Annotated in this window: 19 protein-coding genes and 1 pseudogene; 4 read left to right on the top strand and 16 right to left on the bottom strand. The window is 38.5% G+C overall.

Going from position 1 to position 20921, the window contains the following annotated elements:
- Positions 1 to 10: 10 nt before the first annotated feature.
- The 3 genes from PH210_RS22515 to PH210_RS22505 form a co-directional block, all read right to left on the bottom strand.
- Complete coding sequence (locus PH210_RS22515; protein WP_289988599.1) at positions 11 to 778, bottom strand: ABC transporter ATP-binding protein; 768 nt, start codon at positions 776 to 778, stop codon at positions 11 to 13.
- 922 nt (positions 779 to 1700) lie between these two features.
- Complete coding sequence (locus tag PH210_RS22510) at positions 1701 to 2699, bottom strand: DUF3231 family protein (RefSeq protein ID WP_289988598.1); 999 nt, start codon at positions 2697 to 2699, stop codon at positions 1701 to 1703.
- Positions 2700 to 2789: 90 nt separating this feature from the next.
- The gene (locus tag PH210_RS22505; protein ID WP_289988597.1) at positions 2790 to 3266 is read right to left on the bottom strand and encodes a hypothetical protein; all 477 of its coding nucleotides are present in this window, start codon (positions 3264 to 3266) and stop codon (positions 2790 to 2792) included.
- 372 nt (positions 3267 to 3638) lie between these two features.
- On the opposite strand from PH210_RS22505, the gene PH210_RS22500 reads away from it, so the two are divergent.
- Positions 3639 to 4553 (top strand): DMT family transporter, encoded by a 915-nt coding sequence (locus PH210_RS22500; RefSeq protein ID WP_289988596.1) that lies wholly within the window; start codon positions 3639 to 3641, stop codon positions 4551 to 4553.
- 68 nt (positions 4554 to 4621) lie between these two features.
- Here PH210_RS22500 and PH210_RS22495 read toward each other — a convergent pair whose 3' ends face one another.
- The 5 genes from PH210_RS22495 to PH210_RS22475 form a co-directional block, all read right to left on the bottom strand.
- Positions 4622 to 4927, bottom strand: a complete 306-nt coding sequence (locus PH210_RS22495) for a hypothetical protein (protein ID WP_289988595.1) — start codon at positions 4925 to 4927, stop codon at positions 4622 to 4624.
- Positions 4928 to 5432: 505 nt separating this feature from the next.
- Entirely contained in the window at positions 5433 to 6347 is a 915-nt protein-coding gene (bla, locus tag PH210_RS22490) for a class A beta-lactamase (RefSeq protein WP_483312139.1), read from the bottom strand.
- A gap of 461 nt (positions 6348 to 6808) precedes the next feature.
- Entirely contained in the window at positions 6809 to 8863 is a 2055-nt protein-coding gene (locus tag PH210_RS22485) for a peptidoglycan D,D-transpeptidase FtsI family protein (protein WP_289988593.1), read from the bottom strand.
- 120 nt (positions 8864 to 8983) lie between these two features.
- On the bottom strand, positions 8984 to 10780 hold the full coding sequence (locus PH210_RS22480; protein WP_289988592.1) for a BlaR1 family beta-lactam sensor/signal transducer: 1797 nt from the start codon (positions 10778 to 10780) through the stop codon (positions 8984 to 8986).
- On the bottom strand, positions 10780 to 11166 hold the full coding sequence (locus tag PH210_RS22475; protein WP_289988591.1) for a BlaI/MecI/CopY family transcriptional regulator: 387 nt from the start codon (positions 11164 to 11166) through the stop codon (positions 10780 to 10782). Before PH210_RS22475 ends, PH210_RS22480 begins: the two co-directional genes overlap by 1 nt.
- Before the next feature lie 88 nt (positions 11167 to 11254).
- On the opposite strand from PH210_RS22475, the pseudogene PH210_RS22470 reads away from it, so the two are divergent.
- Positions 11255 to 11623, top strand: a pseudogene (locus PH210_RS22470) (EamA family transporter); the annotation flags it as partial.
- A gap of 184 nt (positions 11624 to 11807) precedes the next feature.
- Here PH210_RS22470 and PH210_RS22465 read toward each other — a convergent pair.
- The 3 genes from PH210_RS22465 to PH210_RS22455 all read right to left on the bottom strand — a co-directional run bounded on the left by PH210_RS22465 (position 11808) and on the right by PH210_RS22455 (position 13651).
- A complete protein-coding gene (locus PH210_RS22465) occupies positions 11808 to 12788 on the bottom strand; it encodes an NADPH:quinone reductase (protein WP_289988590.1) in 981 nt (326 codons plus the stop codon).
- A 72-nt stretch (positions 12789 to 12860) separates the two neighbouring features.
- Complete coding sequence (locus PH210_RS22460) at positions 12861 to 13007, bottom strand: hypothetical protein (protein ID WP_289988589.1); 147 nt, start codon at positions 13005 to 13007, stop codon at positions 12861 to 12863.
- Positions 13008 to 13228: 221 nt separating this feature from the next.
- On the bottom strand, positions 13229 to 13651 hold the full coding sequence (locus PH210_RS22455) for a CBS domain-containing protein (RefSeq protein WP_289988588.1): 423 nt from the start codon (positions 13649 to 13651) through the stop codon (positions 13229 to 13231).
- A gap of 159 nt (positions 13652 to 13810) precedes the next feature.
- Between PH210_RS22455 and PH210_RS22450 the strand changes: the two genes are divergently transcribed.
- Complete coding sequence (locus PH210_RS22450) at positions 13811 to 14431, top strand: LysE family translocator (RefSeq protein ID WP_289988587.1); 621 nt, start codon at positions 13811 to 13813, stop codon at positions 14429 to 14431.
- Positions 14432 to 14474: 43 nt separating this feature from the next.
- On the opposite strand, the gene PH210_RS22445 is transcribed toward PH210_RS22450, so the two are convergent.
- From PH210_RS22445 to PH210_RS22430, 4 genes are all read right to left on the bottom strand, one after another.
- A complete protein-coding gene (locus tag PH210_RS22445; protein ID WP_289988586.1) occupies positions 14475 to 15044 on the bottom strand; it encodes a GNAT family N-acetyltransferase in 570 nt (189 codons plus the stop codon).
- 31 nt (positions 15045 to 15075) lie between these two features.
- Complete coding sequence (locus tag PH210_RS22440) at positions 15076 to 16431, bottom strand: TrkH family potassium uptake protein (protein ID WP_289988585.1); 1356 nt, start codon at positions 16429 to 16431, stop codon at positions 15076 to 15078.
- Between the two features lie 499 nt (positions 16432 to 16930).
- Positions 16931 to 17689 (bottom strand): SDR family oxidoreductase, encoded by a 759-nt coding sequence (locus PH210_RS22435; protein ID WP_289988584.1) that lies wholly within the window; start codon positions 17687 to 17689, stop codon positions 16931 to 16933.
- 14 nt (positions 17690 to 17703) lie between these two features.
- On the bottom strand, positions 17704 to 19149 hold the full coding sequence (locus PH210_RS22430; RefSeq protein ID WP_289988583.1) for a DHA2 family efflux MFS transporter permease subunit: 1446 nt from the start codon (positions 19147 to 19149) through the stop codon (positions 17704 to 17706).
- A 277-nt stretch (positions 19150 to 19426) separates the two neighbouring features.
- On the opposite strand from PH210_RS22430, the gene PH210_RS22425 reads away from it, so the two are divergent.
- On the top strand, positions 19427 to 20005 hold the full coding sequence (locus tag PH210_RS22425) for a TetR/AcrR family transcriptional regulator (RefSeq protein ID WP_289988582.1): 579 nt from the start codon (positions 19427 to 19429) through the stop codon (positions 20003 to 20005).
- Between the two features lie 57 nt (positions 20006 to 20062).
- Here PH210_RS22425 and PH210_RS22420 read toward each other — a convergent pair whose 3' ends face one another.
- A complete protein-coding gene (locus PH210_RS22420; RefSeq protein ID WP_289988581.1) occupies positions 20063 to 20704 on the bottom strand; it encodes a copper homeostasis protein CutC in 642 nt (213 codons plus the stop codon).
- Positions 20705 to 20921 lie beyond the last annotated feature (217 nt).

Below are 20921 nucleotides of genomic sequence, written 5' to 3'. Positions count from 1 at the left end.
CCATCCTCCTTTAAATACCTGAGCCTTCAATCAACTGAAGTTCTTCTACTTTCTCAAATTCACTTAGTACCTTTTGTCTAAATTCCTGAAATGACTTACTCGCTCTTTTACGTTGATGCGGTAAATCGATGGGAATAATATTGCTGATTTGACCTGGTCTTGCACTCATGATTACGACTCGATCAGCAAGATAAATAGATTCGTCAATGTCATGCGTAACTAGAATCATAGTTGTTTTTTTCTGTTGCCAAATATCTAACAGCACATCCTGTAAATGTGTTCGGGTAAAGGCATCAAGTGCACCGAACGGTTCATCCAGCAGCAGTACTTCTGGATCCCTCAATAATGCTCTAGCAATCGCCACCCGTTGTGACATCCCTCCTGAAAGCTCCTTTGGATATGCTTTTTCAAATCCTTTCAATCTTACAATTTCAATGAGTTCATCCACTCTTTTACGGACATTAGGGTCTTTGAGGGATAAATCAGCTGCAATGTTCCTCTCCACCGTCAGCCAAGGGAAGAGGCGGTGTTCCTGGAAAACAAATCCTTGTTTGATGCCTGGCCCTGCAATTTCTTGGTTATTGATTTTAATAGATCCTTCATATTCGTTATCAAGACCCGCAATAAGCTTCAATAGTGTACTCTTACCACATCCGCTCGGTCCGATAACGGTTACGAATTCGCCTTGTTTTATTTGGAAATTTACATTTTGTAATACTTGGGTTTTTTTATGCTGTTTAATGAATGATTTATTCAATGACTCCACTGAAACACCCACGATCCTTCTCCTCCTTTTAAATGTAGAATAAACAATCTTTTACTTTTCTATCTGAATAGCATTTGTTTACGGTGTCACACCTATTAAATGCCACCCCCTTATATAACTTTTCCTATATGATAACTTGGTTTAATTAGCAAAAAAATCACTAAACTTTAACATATCTTGAAATAATTGGGGATATTTTATAATAAAAAAACTCCAACTCTTAGCTAAATACTAAGAGTTGGAGCCTTCAGTTGACTGATAGACTCTGTAAATTTTAATTATGGCAAAGGTGCAATGAATACAAACAATTCATAATTAATAATTTTTTCATACTGTTAATATAAATAAACTTTTCCAATCTGTCAACTCGGAATTTATATTTTTTATTTGTATAATGCCAGCTACTGCGCTAGAAAAATTGAATTTAAAAAGTAATTTACCCATTCATGGGAATGGGATTTTTTTGCGTATTTCAACTAACCTGCCTGTTGCCTTAACAAAAAAATAAGCCGCCAAAATGGCAGCAGGATCTTCAACTATTGCTACCCGTTTCTTTAATAAGAAATGTTACTTTATTGATATATGTTGTGCGAAAGGGAATGTTAGCTAAAAATATAAAAAGCACTCATAATTTGAGCCCTTTTTTAATAAACAATCCCAAGTTTTTTGAATTAGGTTTTGTATAAATCATTTGATAACCATAGATTATTGTAGAATAAATCATTGCAACGATAACATGGTGTATTCGTGTGAACTTAACATATTTGATAAAATTTGCTTTTTCTAAAAAAGGTATTGTGGACTTTCACCACCTAGATAGTTGCCATGCCTGGCACACTAAGAAAAGGCTGCCTTAATAAGCAGCCATATCTTTAAGGAATGCACCCGTTATTTGAATAGGATCACCGTTTTGTCTTTGTAAGTAAATCTATATTCAGTTATTAATGATTTTCCTGTCATCAGCATTAGGGGGCTGCTCCATCCAGTTTCGTTTAATGATTAATTTACCGAAACTACTATATATGAGCAAATCATCTATGATAGCCTTTTCACATTGCATGACAATATCTGCTCTCATACTATAAATCGCAGCAGAACCGTAATAGGATATTGCTGCAGCAAATAAAAATCCCGAATGAAACAGCATTAGTTTTTCAGAAAATGGTGCAACATTTGAATTTGTTATTTCTGTGGCATAGGTACGAGGTAAATGAAGGTCTTCTTTAAGTAATAACGTTGTAAAGGTCCCAATGTGTTTATTTGCTGCATTAAGACATTTTTCTAAAAACTTAATTATCGCTTTGTCTTTACATACTTGTTTAAAGGCGATAAGACATGCTTTTGTGATTAAGCTTTTCTCTATATTAAAATAGATATTACCACATTCAATAGAATTCATGCTTCTTTTGCTGCCTAATAAATCAGTTACATAATCAAGGGTATTGATAAAATGAATCTTATCTGGTGTTGAATAATAAGGCGGTTTATCAAGAAGTTTTTTTGCTATAAGTACCTCAATGGATTGGTTATATAAATCCATTGTATCTATATTACATTGATAATAAAAATTTCTAAGGTCTTGGCGAATCGAAAGGGTAAATGCCAGACTGTAAGATTGGCTCCCATGCATTGCCATCGTGTGAATATAATATAAGCAAAAATGATCCGTAAACAATTGTGGGGCATCCAAATTAACATCTTCTTCATTAAACCCTTTAGGAACAGGAAAATTTTCTTGATGAAACAACTTCTTCAGTTTGTTTATATGCTTTTCACAAAGTCCATATGACGTTTGAAAAACATGATATATCTGAGGGTCTTGAATGGTATTTAACATGTGCTTGATTACACAAAGTCCCATTGTCTCACGTATATAATGGGTCCATAAATTCGCAATCTCTGATGAGGTGAATCTTTCTTTGCTTTGATTCATTTTTTTCACCCTATAATGTTTGTGTGAGATTATTTTCAACTATTTTCCAAAACATTATGTGTTATAATCTCTTATTTCTAAAAGGGATAATTAATTTCCCTTGTTCAATTTTTTGCCTTTTTCAAAAAGGTATTGAAATCCATATAAGAAAAAAGCCTTGTAAAAGAAATATAGAAAGAATTGAAATTCGTTAAATTTAACTAATCTATATAGTTTTAATTTTGTAAATACCCTTGTAATAGGAGATACAAAAATTGCTTCGCCAATAGCATTTAAAATAATAAACTTTTTAAAATTTCCATATGACCATTTTAAGGTCCATAAAGACATCGCCAACATTGGACCTATGAGAAAAGGAAATTCATTTTGAATAAAGGACTGTGGTTTATTATAAAAAGACCACCATTTGCGTTTTTTTCCAATCTGGGCATCCAAACTACATATTACAATAGATAGGATTGATGCTGGTAAAAAACTCCTTATAGTCCGCCATCCTAACAAAGGCATTGTAAGCCACGAGAGTAATATCATTACAATATTAAGCAACCACTGAATTTTCAAAGTCATTTTAATACCCCTTTTTCTAAAAGGAATTATTAAATTTATTATATCTCCTCTGTTGTTTAGCTATTCTGCCCTGTAAGCACACACAAAAAAGGATCGCCGCAGCCATCCCAGTCTTAAACTCTAGGTTGATTACATAAAGATAATTTAGTAAATTAAATATAATTAAAAGTGTATAAAGAAGAATTGTTTGGGAAAGTCGAAAGCAAATTTTCTTCTTAAAAACCCCCAAAATTCCATTTGGGGTGTGTCGGAAAATCAATTCCGTTACTAATTATCGTTGGATTTTCAATGAAAACTGTATGAGAGTAGATCGTTCCCGCCTCTTTACTTTAAGAGGCGGGATTTTTTTAATAAGAACAGGAGAATGAACAGATGAAAATGACAAAATCAATGGCAAACTTGCTACTGCTGCTAGCTGCGGCTTTTTGGGGTTCTGGGTTTGTTGTAACAAAAATAGCTTTAGATGCAAATGTATCTCCGGGATTCATAAATTTTTCCAGAGGCATTCTATTTGTTATTTTGGTATTTATGTTTTTTTATAAAAAGATCATTAAAATGACCCTTAAGGACTTTAAAATTGGGCTTATTGCAGGATTGCTTAATTTTGGCGGATTTATTACACAGACTATTGGTGTTCAGTACACAACTCCATCCAATAACGCCTTTATTTCAGCAACATATGTAGTCATTATTCCTTTCTTGGCTTGGGTTCTATATCAAAAGAAACTCCCCGTAAAAAGCTTTGTTTCCATTGCCTTATGTTTAATTGGAATGACTATATTAACTGGTATATTAAACAAAGCATTCATCATAAATATCGGTGATGTTTATTCTTTTATTAGTGCGTTGTTTTATGCTGCCTCTATTGTATATTTCGGTTACGGAACAAGAACGACTGATTTCAGCATTGTAGCTTTTATGCTTGGGGTTGTCCAGGCCATAGGGGGATTAGCTTTTTTCTTTTTCGTAGAGGATGGACAGCTTACTACTATTAATTGGTCTGTGGCATTAGTGCCATTGTTATATATGGGCATAATATGTTCGTTCGTTGGTCAAACGGTTCAGGTTGTAGCTCAAAAGCATACTTCCGCAACCACTGCTGGATTAATTATGATGCTTGAAGGAGCTTTTGGAAGTATTTTTTCCGTAATGTTTGGCTTTGAATCCTTTACAGTTCAGTTAGTGGTTGGAGGAATGCTAATTATGCTTTCTATTATTCTTATGGAAGTGGACTTTAGGCAGATGTTGGTCAAGAACAAGCAACAGCTTAGAAACCAAAAATTTTAGCCATTTATCATTGAAAATAAACGACAAAATGGGTCTGCATTGTTATTCGAATGCAGACCTTTTTCTAATCAATTTTTTACTTTTTCAATTATTTTCTTGATGATATGCGGACCATACTCTTGCGGGTAAAAGACCATTGTGATGACTACTGTTAACAGAATTATTGCAACCCATATCATAGTATTTGTTGCAAACTTTAAATTGCGGGTCATTTTAAATCCCAAAATAATTAGTACAGAATTTACGATAAATATTGTTGGAAAAGCTACTATCCTCCCAAGCCCTGTATTTGGAAAAAACCTTATTAAAAGAGTGAATGTTAATAAGGTAGGTAACATCATCAAAGAGTATTTTATAAATGAAATAACTCCCATATTTTCTCTCCCTTAATAATCAATAACTATTAAATTCTATAATAATTCCCCCAATCCTCATAGACCATTGGTGTTCAGTACACGACTCCTTCCAATAACGCCTTTATTTCAGCAACATATGTAGTCATTATTCCTTTCTTTGCCTGGGTTCTATATCAAAAGAAACTCCCGGTAAGAAGCTTTTGTTTCCATTGCCTTTAGTTTACCTGGAATGACTATATTAACTGGAATATTTAACAAAGCATTAACCATAAATATCGGTGATGTTTATTCTTTTTTTAGTGCACTGTTTTATGCCGCCTCTATTGTATATTTCAGTTACGGAACAAGAGCAACTGATTTCAGCATTGTAGCTTTTATGCTTCGGGTAGTCCAAACAGACCTTTTTTTGATCGCTCATAAAATAGTTCTAGGTTTTTGATCAATTTTTTACCTTTTCAATTATTTTCTTGATGATATGTGGACCGCCTGTTCACTGATGCAATGTGTATATTTATTTATCCCTTCACTTCAGAGCGTTAAGTGCGACCTTGGCAGCTTCTGCAATTAGCTTATTGTCATAGGTGGCATTCTGTATATCGCGGCTAGATAGGACTGCGATGACAATAGGAGCTCTATTCGGCGGCCAAACAATCGCAATATCATTCCGCGTTCCGTAGCTACCTGCCCCGCTCTTATCATCGACTTCCCAACCTGTTGGTGCGCCAGCTCGGATCAATGCATTTCCAGTGGCATTTCCCCGCATCCAATCTGTCAGGAGCTTGCGCTTTTCAGTAGGGAGCAAGTCACTAACCGCGAAAGCCTTGAGGCTTGCAGCAAGTGCTTTTGGTGTGCTTGTGTCACGTGTGTCTCCAGGAACAGCTGAGTTCAAATCTGTCTCGTAGCGATCAACTTGGGTAACTTTATCGCCAATCTGCCTAAGTGCTGTTTCAAATCCCGCAGGGCCTCCCAGCTTCTCTAATAAAAGGTTCCCTGCTGTGTTGTCGCTATACCGAACAGCAGCATCAATAACTTCCCGAAGAGTCATCCCGGTATCTACATGAAGCTGTGTAACAGGTGAATACGAAACTATGTCCTCGCTTTTATATGTGACTAACTGGTCGAGTTGATCAATTGAGTAATGCTGCAGCAATGCACCAGCGGCTAGAGCTTTGTATGTAGATGCGTAAGCAAATCGCTCATTAGGCCGATAGGAGATGGTCCGATGTGTACCAGTATCGATAGCGTAGACTCCGAGCCGGGCGTCATATTTGTTCTCGAGTTCTGCAAACTCACGGTGTATTTGATGTGCCGGTGTATTTTTGACTGCCTTTTCGGGCTTGTCAGAATGGTTATTGGTGCTCATTGACCAGCCGGTAAGGGGTACAATTGCAACCACTAGCAAAAGCAGGGTAAATATAAAATTATTTTTGCTGAAAATATCATGTGTTTTCCTCAAGATCTTAACCTCTTTCTATTAATATTTGATGTTCTGAAATAGCATAGCAAGCTTCTAACAATCTAATCTCATCAAGTCTGAATCAGTGGTGGCCCATTCGGACAGTTTTCAGCAATATTAGCCCAATCAAGTCTGAATCAGGTGTCCATTCGGACAGCTTTCAGCAATCCGAGCCCAATCGTGTCTAAATCAGAGGTACTTCATGAAAATCTTTTATATTAAAATGTTTAAAAAACAACATTCCTTCCAAAAACAGCCTATTAACCAACAGAATTAACCCAAGTTCAATATCCTTTTCATAACCTTGGCTGCCCCGAAATGTTGGGGGAGAATTTCCTCCTTTCTATCATTTGAATCATGTGTAATAGTAGATTACACGAGATACTACGTGTGTAGTATTTAACTACGCATATAATACTACACATGTAATAATACAAAGTCAATTATTTTGTTGTTAGCTTTCCTTTTTCGTTAAGGTCAAAATAGGCCCGAAAAACCCGCTGGCTGATGATATTAGCTGCACTGTGCGGCTGAGCATAACCATCACGGAAGGCATTTGGTACAATAACGGCAATGGCAATCTCGGGATCATTAAATGGAGCATAACCAGCAAAAGAAAGATTCCAAGTCTTCACCCCATTCTTATAGGATTCCGATGTCCCGGTTTTACCTGCGGCATTGTAGGGTTCGTCTTTAAAATATCCCTTCGCTGTTCCTTTGGAACCATGGGTAACCAGCCAAAAACCTTGTTGAACCCGCTTTAGCATCTCCTCACTCATATCTACCTGATTCAGCACCATTGGTTCGATTTCATCGATGACGCTGCCCGGTTCAGTGCCATTCTTATTGGGTTCACGAATCTCCTTCACCAATTGGGGCTTCATCCGGTATCCTCCATTGGCAATCGTTGTAATATACTGGGCAATTTGCATCGGCGTATAGGTATCTAATTGTCCAATGGCAATTTGAAAGTAGGTGCTTGTATTGGTTCCTTTGATTCCTGCCGTTTCGTTATGAAAACCAATTCCGGTCGGAATGCCCAAACCAAATTGGTTGAAATAATAGCGGATGGTTTCAATTTTTTTGGGATCAATATTTAATGTGCCATTGGGGATATACTTGCCGCCCATAATTTCGATCGCGGTTTTCCACATATAAACGTTTGATGAACGTTCTAATGCCTCTAATTCATTAATTCTGTTCATGACTTGGTAAGAGGAAAAGGTTCCCGACCCCTTAAATCGCATGACCTCATCCAGCTCGATTTCCCCGAAATCCCTGACACCCGTTTGGTATCCGGTTAATACGGTGGCCCCTTTTACAACGGACCCCTGTTCAAACGCATACGTGAAGGTTCCCGGTGTAAAATCGGTAAACTCCCGTGACTGCCTGTTATACACTTTTCCTGACATTGCAAGAATGCGGCCTGTTTTCGGTTCCATCGCCACGACAAAGGCAGTGTCAAGCGTATCCGTATGCGGCTTTTGGATTGCACTGACTAACTCTTCCTGCATAATTTTTTCCACTTGGGTTTGGAACTCCATATCAATGGTCAGAACAATATCCTTGCCGCTCTTCCCTTCCGATACAATCTCTGTACTCACCACATTTCCATTTGTATCTGTCACCGTTTTCACTTTTTCCTTTTGGCCTTGCAACACTCCATCATAAAGCTCTTCAATATAGCTTTTCCCGACGCGGTCATTCAGTTGGTATCCTTTAGACGTATAGTATTCTACCTTATCAGCCGGAAGGCCTTCATCTGCACTTGTTACTTCCCCAAGCATATTCCAAAACGTTTCCCCATAGGTGCGGCCCCTGTTCCAATCGGTCGTGACATCCACACCCGGCAGATTTTCCAGATTTTCATTGACCTTCGCATATTCTTCCTCTGTTACATTTTCATTTTTGATCATCGTCGGAGTTAAAGCGATGGCAGAAGAAAGTTTCCTATAGATGGCTGCCAGGTTTTTGTCCATTGCCTGGAGATCGCTTTCTGTAATGCGGTTTAATTTTAATTGATATAAATCCTTGTCATTCAGCTTTTCCTGTTTAAATAACTTCTCCTCCTTCTTTGTAATTAAATCCGTGCCATTGTTATGTACCAGCAGCCAGATATCTTTCAAATCCCGATCGGTTACTTTATTGATCTCCTTATCAGTCATGGCCAGAAAGGTATTTAACTTTTTGGCCAGTTCAAGCAATTCGCCCGGCTGCGGATTTTTCGGCGGTGTATAGACAATCGCCTTTTCCGGAATATTGTAGACCACCAACTTATGATTCGTATCATATATTTTTCCTCGAGGAACTGAATAGTTGACGGCCGTCACATCTGTCTTCTCTGCCTGAACCGCATAGGCTTCCCCTTTGAAAATTTGGAGAACGCCAAGGCGGAGAATCAGGATTGAAAAAAGAACAAAGACCATGAAAAAGAGACCATTCAATCTCCATCGGATTGGGTTTTTTCCTATATTATCTTTCTGCCTTTTCTGCTTCAAAGCGCATCAGTCCTTTCATATTGGGAAGTTCGTGTACAAAGATATTAAAATACTACAATTGTAGTATTTAGTCCAAAAAAGACCCAAAAAGGCGGGGTAATCCTTTCTGGAGTTTAATTATTAATATATCTTTTTATGATGAAGGATCTGCTTAGCAATCTCCGCTGCCTTGCTTCCTTGGGCCTGCCCATTCCTATTTTGAATATTAATGGCAAAATAAAAACGATCATCACCTTTTTCGACAAAGCCAATAAACCAGCCATTTACATTCTTTCCATTAATCATGCCGGTTCCCGTTTTTCCATACAACTGTCCATTCTTTTGGACATCGATGAAAATTGCCTTTTTTACCGCATTGATATTTTCTGCTTTAAAGTTCCATTGATTTTCTTCTAATTGGGATAGTAATTGGACTTGTTCAATCGGTGATATTTTTAAGGAAGATTCCATCCAGTAACTATCCAAATTCCCTGAAAGATCCTCATTCCCGTATTTTATTTTTTGAAAATAATCTTGCAGCTGCTTTCTCCCTACTTTCCGATCAGTATTTTGGAAATACCAATTAACGGAACGGCTCAAGGCAGTCGCTAAATTTTGATTTTGATTCCATTCTGAAAAGGGATAAATTTTCCCGTCCCAAACCTGTTCATTGTTATTCGCGGAAATCACATTGGATTCCAATGCAAATAAGGCAGAATATATTTTATAGGTGCTATCAGGAGAAGTCCTCTGTTCACTCATCTCTCGATTATAAATTTGATATTGGTTTTTAGAAGGATCATATAAAACAAAGCTTCCCTTGTAGCCCTTAAAATAGGAGCTTAGATCTTCATAGACAGCATTATTGCCGCTAAATCGATACACATCATCCGAGCTGGCAATAACGGTAGTGATTGGAGCAAGCAATAGCACAACAATTCCTAAAACAGCGCAGATGGCCTTGCTTTTCCATTTCAATAAAAGAGAATCCCTAGAGAAGCTTGCAATGCACTGAATTCTTTGTGTGATTTGTTTTCTTGTGCCTCCTATACCTGGAGCAAACTGTTCAAGGGTACGATCATATTTCTTATCCGCAAACCGAATGATGGTATGCCCATATTCGATATATCCGCTCTCATCCAAGAGATTTAAAACGGAAGCATCACAGGCTAATTCCCGATCGAATCGAATCCTTTTTAAGGCGTACCAAACGAACGGGTTAAACCAATAAATAATACGAAACAACCACATGACGTAATTCACGAACAGATCCTTGCTTTTATGATGGTACAGCTCGTGCAAAAATACGTACTTTAAATCAGTTACCGAGAATGCTTCACCCGTTTTACTTGGTAAAAAAATATAGGGTTGAAAAATTCCAACCGTAATTGGCGAGGTAATAAGAGAGGTCTCCCGCAGCCTTATGTTTCTTTTCACCCCAACCAACTCTTTGCACGCTTCTAATAGTTCATTTAACTTTTGGTTATGAACTGCCGCAGCTGACTTTTTCATCTGATAGATTTGATAGTTTGAATAAACAGCTGCCACAACAAAAAGAACTACTCCAATGACCCAAACTGTAAAAAATGTGTGGTAAACGAAATCGGGCGTTGACTTGTTTACCGATACCGTGAAATCATGTAATAAATCGCTGTTTGGCGCCTTAGAAGCATCCACTCCATTCATTCCTTCACTCTTCGATGGCGCATCTCTATGAAAAAAAAGTAAACTCTTAAAATAGCGGGATCCATCTCCAAGGCGTAAATAACTCCAAGGTAAAAAGGTAGCAAGGATTGGAATGCAAAGAAAATACCAAATATGATAATGTGCTTTCACTGTCATATGATTGTTTAATAGCTTTTTGATTATCAGAATGATGAAAATGAGTAGGGATACCACGATTGTACTGGCTAAAATCCGCAGCAGCATGGTATCCATTATTTTTCCCCTTTCTTGTCTCTCATGGATAATATTTCCTTTAATTCCGAAATATCTTCATTCGACAATTTATCATTTTCAATAAAATTTAATATCATTGAATTTAACGTGCCGCCGAAAAACTGCTGCAGAAAGGATTTACTTTTTTGCTCAACATATTCGTGCTTTTCAACCAGTGATGAATAAATAAACACTCGGCCATCTTTTCTTGCGTGCAAAGCCTTTTTCTTAACTAGGCGCGCCAGCATGGTGTGAATGGTATTTGGCTTCCAATCACTCTTATTCGATAGTTTCTCCACTACCTCAGGAGTCGAAATCGGCTCAAAGTTCCATATAACCTTCATCACTTCATATTCTGCTTCTGATATTTGTGGAATATCCTTCATGATAGCCCTCCTACTTTTACAACTGTAGTATTTATTATAGCAAGACGGTCCAAAAACATAAAGAAATAGTCGTTACTTTAGTTTATGGAAAATAATCCCCCTTTGCCTGTTATCTAGTCCCTACTTTGTACTAAAAACAAAAGCCCCTTGTGAAAATAATTGGTCTGTGGCATTAGTGCCATTGTTATATATGGGCATAATATGTTCGTTTGTTGGTCAAACGGTTCAGGTTGCAGCTCAAAAGCATACTTCCGCAACCACTGCTGGATTAATTATGATGCTTGAAGGCGCTTTTGGAAGTATTTTTTCAGTAATGTTTGGCTTTGAATCATTTACAGTTCAGTTAGTTGTTGGAGAAATGCTTATTATGCTATCCATTATTCTTATGGAAGTGGGCTTTAGGCAGATGTTGGTCAAGAACAAGCAACAGCTTAGAAACCAAAAATTTTACCAATAAAGAGGGTTCTTTTGGAGAACCCTCTTTTAATTGACTATAGAAACTAGCATAAAAGAGAATGTTTTTCTCCCATTCTTTCTACTATTTGCACCCTTTACTTTAAGTACAATATCTCACAATGTTTCAAAAGAGTTGCCTTTTAATAAAGGCACTTGAGTGTGTGCTTTAAAACTATGTAGACTAATTAATCAATTTTCAAAACAAGTTTACCATTTCCTATACCTTTTTCTAGCTGTTCAAAGCCCTGCGACACTTGGTGGAGCGGCAAAGTTGTACCAATTATCGGCTGAAGCGCACCACTTGTCAGCATGCCAATGACACCATGAATGCTTTGTTCATATTCATCTTTTGGTGCATTCCAAAGAGCTGTTGCTAAAATATCACATTCCTTTTGCATGGCAAGACGTGGATTTATTTCTATTGAACCACGATTTCCAACAATGACAATTTTACCAAATGGTGCAATCAGCTTTAAATCTGTTTCTAAATTCTTATTTGCCAAAAACTCAATAATTACATCAGGTCTATTTCCATCCATTAAGGTTAGCACATCTTCAATCCCTGCTTCTGTCACATGATCAATGACAAAATCTGCACCAGCTTGCTGAACCATCTTTTTACCCTCTGGCTTACTTGCTGTTCCAATCACTTTAGCACCGTGAGATTTCGCCATTTGCACAACCTGTAATCCAACCCCGCCACTGGCTCCATGAATAAATACGGTTTGACCAGGCTTCAGACAGGCACGTTGAAATAGTGCACGGTATGCGGTTAATGCAGGTACCCCTAATGCAGCTCCTTGTTCAAAAGATACATGCTCTGGTAATGGATGAACCAAACTTGCATCACAAACTACGTTTTGTGCAAATGTGCCTGTGCTTTTACTTCCCATTAAGGACGCAATAAATACACGTTCACCAACACGAACATTTGTGACTTCTTCTCCAATCGCCTCCACAATCCCTGCACCATCTAAGCCTGGAATATAAGGCAACTGAGGTATACCAAACGCATATGTACCTGATAATGTGTATGTATCGCTCGGATTGACGCCCGCGGCATATAAACGAACACATACCTCTCCCTTTTCTGCTACTACATCCTCAACGTCAGTAAATACTAATTTCTCAGGTCCACCAAATTGTGTCACTTGAATTGCTTTCATGTTCCAAACCTCCTTATAGTTATTATATTATCATGGTCAAACGCAATAGGCTGTCAAAATGACAGCCTTTCCCTATGTTAATTCTTTCATTAACCATCTTTTATAAATTTGAACAATAATTGTTGGGATATTGTACATTTTTGCAATATCTAAACTATCTCTCTGGGGATTGTTTGTTAATTCTTTACGGATTATTGAAATCAGCTCATCCTTAGTCATCTCAATTCTCCCTTCTGAATTTGTTTATTAATATTGTTATTTTATAATAATTTGTCTATTAAATTATATGAAAAATAGTATTGAATGGTTCAAGGATTAGCGTGGAAATTCACTAAACATCAACAACATTCCAAGAAACGCACCAGCAGATTAATTATATTAATATTGTTTTTTCGCAATAAAAAAATGCCCCATAAAATTTCGGGGCATTTAACAAACAATTAATGGAGTTGTTCAGAAATATGACTTAATGCTTCTCCGGCTTCATTAACATGAATATTTACGGTTGCAAGGTCTCCAATTGAACAAATTCCTACCATCTCGCCATTTTCAACCACTGGAATTCGTCTAATTTGATGCTCGGACATCATGCGAGCACATTCATGAATATCCAAATCAGGCGAGCAAGTAATGACCTCACTGGTCATACAATCATGACAATGAACTGATTTGCAATCTTTTTCCTCGGCTACGCAAGTTATGACAATATCCCGGTCAGTGATCATTCCAACCACCTTTTTGCCTTCACAAACAGGAACAGAACCACAGTTAACATCACGCATTATTTTAGCTGCTTCGGTAACTGGTGCGTGTGGTGCACATACTTTAACGTCACTTGACATGATATCACGTACAATTGTCATACATATTCCTCCTTATTTTTTGAGTACCACTGTAGTATTTCCCCTCATAAATAAACTATAAATACAACTTTAAAAACTTCAAAAAGGTCTGAAAATTGGATATCCAAACGTTGCCCGTATATGGTATCTTAGAAGAAATTATGAAGATGGGGGCTAGTTATGGAGCACTTTTATCTGTTTGTCATCATGTCACTCTTATTTGTTATTCTTCCTGGTCCTGATATTGGATTAATCACCCAAAACACCATTACCTCTGGAAAAAAAGGTGGAATTAATACGGTTATTGGGATTTCATCAGGACTTATTATTCATACTTCAGCAGCGGTTTTTGGTCTTTCTGCTATTTTTGTAAAATCTGCCTTGTTATTTTCTATTTTTAAATACGTTGGTGCTGTATACCTTATTTATTTAGGGGTAACATCCATTTGGTCTTCCAAGAAAAAGAAAGACGTCTCTGGTGACGGCCATCAAACGAAATATAAGAATAAGTCTCCATTTCGCCAAGGGTTTTTGACGAACCTTCTTAATCCAAAAATAGCTGTTTTATTCCTTACGTTTTTTCCACAATTTTTATCTGCCGGCATGAAACCATTTTTGCAATTTCTCATGATGGGCCTTACTTATACCGTTTTAACGATCCTTTGGTCTATCGTGTATGTGAATTTAATTAATTACCTCAGTTCTTGGATGAAAAAACCTTCTACTCAGCGAGCCATTGAAAGAATTTCAGGATTTGTTGTTTTGGCCTTTGGAATAAAGCTTGCTTTCGAAAAGAATTAATTTTTCCATATAAAAAGACCGTTTTTTTAGAAAAACGGTCTTTTTATTCGTGTTTTAACTTTGGCTCCCAATCGGACCTTAGCATTGCATATTGATACTCATCCACCCACTGTCCCTTTGACATGTAGTTTTCCAACAAATGACCTTCTCTTCTCATTCCTACACGTTCAAGCAGCCGGATGGAGTTTTCGTTTCTAACATCCGTAAAAGCTATGACCTTGTGTTTTCCAAGATCTTGGAATACATAACTCAACAACGCTCTCACCGCTTCACTGGCATAGCCCTTCCCCTGATGCTCTTCGGCGAGGGTAAAGCCAATTTCAACAATCCGCGGCTCCGCCAAAAGTGTGTGCAGTGCACAATCTCCGATTAAATGATTCGTATCTGCTAAGGCAATCGCAAACTGAAACCACGTGCCAGGTTGATTCGGCATAGACTTCGATTGTTTTTCAACAAATACTTCCGCATCGTGATATTGGTAATTCTCCCAAGACTGAAATTTAGCCACTTCAGGACTCGAACGGTACAAATAAAAGGGTTCAACATCTTGTTGTGAAAACTGTCTTAAAATCAGGCGGTTTGATCGTGCATAAATATGTTCGGATATCTCCACTTCGCTCACGCCTCCTCTCAAAATCCCCCTATTAACCAATAATGATTCGCTCTTTTGGATACTGATAATTCGCTTTAATCGGTTTTCCTCCCATAATGATTAAAAAGTTAAAGATACCGATTCTGCCAATGAACATTAATGCCATAATGACAATTTTGCCCATAATGCCCAATTTTGCCGTGATTCCCATGGAGAGCCCGACAGTTCCAAATGCAGATGCCACTTCAAAGATAATCTCCATTAAGGAAAAGCCCGGTTCCAGAATCGTAAGGATAATGGTGCTGACACAACAGAGCATCATAGCAGTAGCAATGACGATATAGGACTTGATGACGTCCTCAGTGGCAATTTCTCTTTTAAAAATTTTTATCGTCGTCGTTCCGTTAGCGAAATAATAGACACTTAATAACATAATCGCAAAAGTCGTCGTTCTTATTCCCCCTCCGGCACTGCTTGGAGAGGTTCCGATAAACATAAGAATACTCAAAATAAAAAGGGTAGCTGTGGAATATTCCTGAATTTCCATTGTACTCAGCCCGCCATTTCGGGAAGACACTGAATAAAAAAGGGAATGGAAAAAAGCTTCATGCCACGTTTTATCGGCAAAGTAATGATTATATTCACATAGATAAATCAGAATCGTGCCTATTACAATCAATCCAAAAAATGTCAGGGTCGTAATTTTTGTAAATAAGGAAAATTTATATCGCGTTCTCCCTCTATGTTTAAAGAAATGAATCACTTCCATCAGCACGGGGAACCCAATCGCTCCTACGATTAGCAGCACCATGGTCAGCATTAACACAAAATAATCGTTGGCAAATGGAATCAATGATTCTCCTGTAATATCAAATCCTGCATTCGTTGCCGCACTGACTGCTGCAAAGATACCTTGCAAAAAAGCTTCCTGCCAGGTAGGGAAGTATCTTAAAAAATAAATGCCAAAAATTATGCCCCCTATTACTTCCATGATGATAAATAGGAACAGAATATTTCTGATAAGTTTAATGATTCCAGAAAAAGATAAAAGATTTTGATCCGTCATTATGAGCATTTTGTCTTTTATTCCAATACGTCTCCCCATTAAAAGCCAAATCATGGTTCCAAGAAACATAAGGCCGATTCCGCCAAATTGCAGAATGATTGCAAAAATAATGGTTCCTGGAACACTGAGAACCTCATTGATTGGAATGGTAGATAACCCTGTCACACTAACGGCACTTACTGCAGTAAAGAGAGCATCAATAAACGTTATTTTTGCATTGGCCTTTAATGTTATCGGCAGCATTAATAAAATGGTCGAGACAACCACAGCTAGCAGGTAATACATCACGATGATTTGGGCAGGTTTTAGTGACTTCTTCTTTTTTTTAGTTAGAGTTTTCATGGTTCACCATTTCTATTTATATTCGAAGGGATCTATTGCCATAATATGTTAAGCAAGGCGACTTCCTTTTTATTATAGATTTAGCGCAAAGAATAATTCAAACCATATTCAAATTGGTATAAAAAAACTCGCCGGAATCACTCCTCGTGACCCTTTGCCGAAGCTTTTGTCTATTTTTTTGGGGGTTTTGTCTATTTTTTGGGGTACTTTGTTCATTTTTAAGGGCACTTTGTCTATTTTTTAAAGGGGTTTGTCTATTTTTTTAATAGCTTTGTCTATTTAACCAATAAATGGAAACACAAAATCGTTGCTCCACATATGCTTTGGACATTTTTGAGTGCACTTTGGACATTTTTTTAAGGGGATTGGACTTTTTTCGGACCACTTTGGACAATTTTTCGATCCGTTTGGACAATTAGACAAAAAATGGCAAAGCTTCCCTTTTGGAGGCGTAAAAAAAAACCGCCAGGATCAAATCCCTGACGGTCTTAACGTAAAATTAATAAGCTGTCCAGCCTGCATCCCCGGTAATCACGGTTCCGTTCACAAAGCTTGATTCATCAGAAGCAAGGAAAAGAGCGATATTGGCAATTTCCACTGGTTTTCCGACACGTGGATTGATTCCTAGTCCCGCTTGAATTCGGCCCATGCCGAATTCGTTAATCCCACTCATGGATGAACCGATGTTTGTTTCCACTCCGCCCGGTGCAATCGCGTTACAGCGAATCCCTTCTTCTGCGTACATGAATCCGGTATTTTTTGTAAAACCAACCACGGCATGCTTAGAAGCGGTATAAGCAGCCCCAGCTCGCGCGCCTTGTAGTCCGCCGGCCGAAGCAACATTAATAATCACGCCGGATTGTTTTTCTAAAAAGATCGGCAAGACTTTGCGTGTTGCCCGCATAACACTTGTCGTATTAATAGCAAAAATACGCTCCCATTTCTCATCTTCTATATCACCAGCAGGTTCAAAGTTATCCATGATGCCGGCATTATTGACTAAAATGTCTAATGTTCCAAAGATATGAACAGCAGTGTCAATCAGGTTTTTGATATCTTCTTCTTTCGAAACATTGGCCATCACCGCAATGGCTTTTCCGCCATTTGACTTAATTTCTTCCACTGTTTGATTTGCTGCTTCAAGGTTGATATCAGATACCACTACTTTCGCACCTTCTTTTGCATAAAGAATCGCAATCGCTTTACCCATCCCAGATGCAGCACCTGTTACTACCGCTACCTTATTTTCAAGTCTCATATTGGTTCCTCCCATTAAGCTTCGTTTGCTATTGCCTTTTTTAAATGAGCCTTGGACTCCACTTTGGAAGCCTGCTTACCCTTCTTGATAAAGAAGGAAAGCAGCAATCCGATGATGCCGATCCCAACAATGACAAGATAGGCATCATTAATACCTTGAATAGAGGCTTCCTTAATCATCTGACCTTGGGTCAAGCCTTTCAAAGCTGCAGTCGGAATCATATCTTGCAGATGCGACTTTGTCCGGTCGGTCATAACCGTAACCAGAAGTGACGTACCGACAGCACCAGCAACCTGCCGGATGGTATTAGATATAGCCGTTCCGTGTGCATTTAACTGCGGTGGCAGTTGATTTAAACCAGCGGTCTGAATCGGCATCATCATCAAGGCCATTCCAATTCGGCGCCCGGTTGACATAAGAACCAGCAGGCTGAAACTCGTCGAGTCAGTCAGGTTGGTAAAACCAAGTGTGGTGCCAATGGTAATGACCATTCCGATCACTGACAGCCATTTTGCGCCAAAGCGGTCGAATAGCTTGCCGGTAACCGGCATCAGAAAGCCCATGATCAGCGCACCAGGAAGAAGCAGGAGACCAGATTCAATTGCTGTGTATCCACGGACATTCTGGAGGTATAGTGGAAGCAGCATCATATCTGCATACATCACCATTGTTACCGCGATATTGATAATAGTCGTTAAGGTGAACATATTGTACTTAAACGCACGTAAATCCAACAGTGGATTTTTTGACTTCAATTCCCTCCATGAAAAAAGGACAAGGGCCAAGACACCAACAGAAATGGTACTTATCACCTCTAAATCGGTCCATCCAAGACTTCCAGCCCGGCTGAATCCATAAAGCAATGACCCGAAACCAATCGTTGAGAGGGTGACAGCCAGAACATTAAATTTTGTCTTAATTCGATCTGATACATTTCGGAGATAAATGAAGCCCAATATTATGACAAGGACAGCAAATGGAATCATTCCATAAAACATGGTCTCCCATTTGTAATTTTCGATAATGTAGCCGGCAAGTGTCGGTCCAATGGCAGGAGCGAAAATGATCGCAAGCCCGACCATCCCCATGGCTGCACCTCTTTTTTCAGCAGGGAAAAGTGTCAGAATGACATTCGTAAGCAGCGGCATAATGATTCCAGCACCTGCCGCCTGAATCAAACGTCCGGTTAATAAGACCGGAAAGCCAGTTGCTAAAGCTGAAACGATGGTTCCAGCCAAAAATATAAACATGGAAGTTTGAAAAAGCTCGCGGGTGGTAAATCGCTGCATTAAATAGGCCGTAATCGGAATTAAGATCCCATTTACCAGCATGTAACCTGTTGTTAACCACTGTGCGGTTGCGGCTGAGATTTTAAAGTCAACCATCAGTTCAGGAACGGCGACGCTCATAAGCGTTTGGTTTAAGGTTGCTATGAAAGCCCCCAATATCAAAATGAACATGATAGGACCTTTTTTTATGGAATTGGTGTTTGTTATAGAATTATGGCTCAATCTATTTTCCATCCTTTCTAACATTTATGTGAACTTTTTTACAACATGTTGAATAATTAACATGGTATAAATTATATTATAGTTAGATAGTTGGCAATGACAACAGACAATTCCTGACGAAGTGTATATTAGTTATCATTTTTGTAAGTTATGTTGTTAATGCTGAAGATAATAGACACAACTGGAGTAATTGTAAATTTCCAATTAGAGGGAAAGGTGATTAGACATGACGGATCATGAAAATACACGCGTCGATCCGCGAATACTGCGGACGCGCCAATTAATAAAGGATGCTTTGATCGATTTGCTTCAGGAGATGGAGCTCAATAAAATAACGGTCAACCGAATTGCGGAGCGTGCAACGATCAACCGTGTTACGTTTTATCTTCACTATCGTGATATTCAAGACATGATGGAGAAAATGGCACAAGAAATGGCCGAGGATATTGAGGATATTATGAGAAGTGCAACTGATAAGGAATCCACCGGTGAAACTGATTCGTTGATGCTCGAAAGCCTGCTTGAGCATATAGCCGGGAATGGGAAATTCTATAAAGTGGTTCTTGGTACCAGAAGGACGCCCATTTTTACAGAGCGGTTATTAAAAATCCTTACAGAAGCCATAACAAAGAGAACGGAGAAATCCTTCCGTGCTTCTAGCGATGTCCAAAGGGATGTGGCTATCTGGTACGGTTCTTCTGCCCTTATCGGTACGATTGTGGCTTGGCTGCGTAACGATATGCCTTATACGCCGCAATATCTTGCCAAACAGTTAACCATGCTTTTTCGGATTGGGGGAAAGTAACCTCGTGCAGCCAAGTTAGAACCCGGTTTCCCTTAGTGGGAAGGTCGGGTTTTTCCTCTAACTAAGCTCACCCACAATTTTGGTTCCATGTACTTCATTAACATTTAATACACTTGCAATATGATTTAGATTTTTATCTGTAATTCCCCCGCCAGGCAGAATAATGATTCTGTCCGCAGCAAAATCTACGAATTCCTTCAAACGGCTTAGGTTAGCTTCAATCGGTTTAGGGCTTGACCCTCCGTGTGTTAAAATTCGATTCACCCGATGCTTCACAAGCCAATCAATCGCTTTAAACTGGTATTCATGATAAATATGATCAAATGCCATATGAAAGGTAACATCCAGCCCTTCCGCAGATTCCAACAGGTTAAGCATAGCATCCTCATCAATCCAGCCTGCATCATTTAAGCAGCCGATCACCACCCCATCTGTTCCTAACTGTTTGAAATGGATGATATCATTCTGCATGATCTCTATTTCCTCTTTCGAATATATAAAGTTTCCGCCTCTGGGCCTGACTATGGCCATTACTTTAATATTTTTCAAGTGACAAAAGGAAATCGTTTGGGCAGCCACCCCATGACTGACGGTAGTGCCGCCAACAGCGAGGTTGTCACAAAGCTCTATGCGATGGCCCCCTTTTTCAATCGCTTGAGGAACCCATGTAAAATTCTCAACACAAACTTCTTTTAACATCTTAACGATCCTTTCTGAGCTGGTAAAATTCCGTAAACTGACAGAACCCGATTCATTTCCTACCTGATTCGATTTTAATCAGACGTTTGATTAAAATCGCCGAGAACACGTTTAAATGGGGCTTTCTGTCCCTGGGAAGGCAAAAAATTTGTTGAAAAATATCCCTAAAATCGTATGGCATTGATTTTTCTACACCCATCGAGCATATTCGATGAAA

It is taken from the genome of Paenibacillus sp. BSR1-1, assembly GCF_030403775.1.
In the GTDB taxonomy this organism is placed as follows: domain Bacteria; phylum Bacillota; class Bacilli; order Bacillales; family Cytobacillaceae; genus Neobacillus.
This window is presented reverse-complemented; position numbering and strand designations above follow the sequence as displayed.